This is a genomic window from Dietzia sp. DQ11-38-2 (genome assembly GCF_014145055.1).
In the GTDB taxonomy this organism is placed as follows: Bacteria; Actinomycetota; Actinomycetes; order Mycobacteriales; family Mycobacteriaceae; genus Dietzia.
The window spans coordinates 1-2,404 of the sequence record NZ_JAALDW010000138.1; the positions used below are offsets into that span (position 1 = coordinate 1).

Consider the following 2,404-nt stretch of genomic DNA (forward strand, 5'->3'; position numbering starts at 1 on the left):
TGGCGGCCGACGGCAGCGTCTACACCCACTCGCACTAGACCCACCCCACAGACCCACCCATCACCCCGAGGAGCGCGATGTCCGGATCCGGGAAGTACCAGTACGGCGACGGCGACATCACGCTGGGCGCCGGTCGCGCGACCATCGAGCTCGAGGTCACCAACACCGGCGACCGCGCGGTCCAGGTGGGTTCGCACTACCACTTCTTCGAGGCCAACCGGGAGCTGCGGTTCGACCGCCCCGCCGCCTACGGGCGCCACCTGGCGATCGGCGCGGGGCTGGCGGTGCGGTTCGAACCCGGTCAGACCCGCACCGTGCGGCTGGTGGACTACGCCGGCGAGCGCGTCTGCCACGGCTTCTCCGGATTGGTCGACGGTCGCCTCGACGATCCGGCCGTGCGGGAGCGGGCGCTGGAGCGGATGCACGATGGCGGGTTCCTGTCTGTCAGCGCGGACGTGGCCGATGACGACGACGACGAGGCCCGGCCGACCGCGGGTGGGGTACGCGTCGCCGAGGGCCCGCCGACCGTGCTCCCTCGCGCGACCTACACCGACATCTACGGACCCACGGTCGGGGACCGGCTGACGTTGGCGGACACGGTGTTGACCGTCGAGGTCGAGAGCGATCACAACGCCGTCACCACCGACGGCTCCAGCGGCTACGGCGAGGAGGCCGTCTACGGCGGTGGCAAGGCGATCCGGGACGGGATGGCGCAGGACCCCGCGGGAACGCGGGCCTCGGGCGCCCTGGACCTGGTGATCACCGGGGCCACGATCCTCGACGCGGTGATCGGGGTGGTCAAGGGCGACATCGGGGTGCGCGACGGCCGGATCGTGGCGGTGGGCAAGGCCGGGAACCCGCACCTGCAGGACGGCGTGCACCCGGACCTGGTGATCGGACCCGGCACGGAGGTGGTGGCGGGAGAGCACAAGATCGTCACCGCCGGGGGAGTGGACACCCACATCCACTTCATCGCCCCGCAGCAGGTCGACGAGGCCTTGTCCAACGGGGTGACCACCCTGTTCGGCGGCGGGACCGGACCGTCCGAGGGCACCAAGGGGACCACCTGCACGCCGGGCGCCTGGAACATCGGCCGGATGCTGCAGGCCGCCGACGGGCTTCCGGTGAACATCGGGATCCTGGGCAAGGGCAACACCTCGCAGGCCGAGTCGGCGGTCGAGCAGATCGTCGCCGGCGCGGCGGGCCTGAAGATCCACGAGGACTGGGGCACCACGCCGGCGGCCATCCGCTGCGTGCAGGAGGTCGCGGACGCCTACGACGTCCAGGTGGCGATCCACACCGACACCCTCAACGAGTCCGGCTTCTACGAGGACACCCGCGCCGCCCTCGGCGACTCGACCATCCACACGTTCCACTCCGAGGGCGCCGGTGGCGGCCACGCCCCCGACATCCTGCGGGTGTGCGGTGAGCCCAACGTGCTCCCGGCCTCCACCAACCCGACGCTGCCCTACACGGTGAACTCGGTGGACGAGCTGCTCGACATGGTGATGGTGTGCCACCACCTGTCGCACGACATCCCCGAGGACGTGAGCTTCGCCGACTCCCGGGTGCGGGCCGAGACCATCGCCGCGGAGACCGTGCTGCACGACGAGGGCATCATCTCCATCTTCTCCTCCGATTCGCAGGCCATGGGACGGATCGGCGAGTCGTGGCAGCGGGCGTTCCAGACCGCCCACCACTGCCGGGTCGAGCGCGGGCCGCTGCCCGAGGACGGTGATCGCAACGACAACGAGCGGGTCCTGCGGTACGTCGCCAAGATGACCATCAACCCCGCCATCGCCGCCGGGATCGCCGACCACCTGGGCTCGATCGAACCCGGCAAGCTCGCGGACCTGGTGGTGTGGCCGGTCGAGTCGTTCGCCGCCAAGCCCTCGCTGGTGATCAAGGGCGGGATGATCGTGTGGGCACCGATGGGTGACCCCAACGCCTCGCTGCCCACCCCGCAGCCCGTGATCTACCGGCCCATGTTCGGCGCGTACGGCGGGGCCATGCAGTCCACCCGGGTGACGTTCCTGTCCGCGGCGGCGATCGAGGCGGGCGTGCCCGATCAGCTGGGCCTGACCTCACCGTGCCTGCCAGTGCGCCGGTGCCGGGGCATCGGGAAGAAGGACATGGTGCGCAACGACCGCTGCCCGCGGATCGAGGTGGACCCCGAGACCTACGTGGTGACCGTCGACGGCGAGCCCGCCACCATCGCACCCGCGACCACCCTGCCACTGGCGCAGCTGCACTACCTCGCATGAGCGGTTCCGACCTGTCGCGGCTGCTGCTCGCACTGCAGTTCACGGACTCGTCGTTCCCCTCGGGCATGTACACCCTGTCCCACGGGCTCGAGGGGCTGGCCCAGCGGGGTCAGGTCGACGGCCGGCGCCTGCCGCTGGTG

Annotated in this window: 1 protein-coding gene; it reads left to right on the forward strand. The window is 71.0% G+C overall.

Going from position 1 to position 2,404, the window contains the following annotated elements; translation table 11 throughout:
- The first annotated feature begins 77 nt into the window (after window positions 1–77).
- Window positions 78–2,264, forward strand: a complete 2,187-nt coding sequence (ureC, locus tag G6026_RS05450; protein WP_182612445.1) for an urease subunit alpha — start codon at window positions 78–80, stop codon at window positions 2,262–2,264.
- Window positions 2,265–2,404: the final 140 nt, after the last annotated feature.

Coding starts and splice junctions, on each gene's coding strand:
- ureC (WP_182612445.1), top strand. CDS start 78: ATGTCCGGATCCGGGAAGTACCAGTACGGCGACGGCGACATCACGCTG.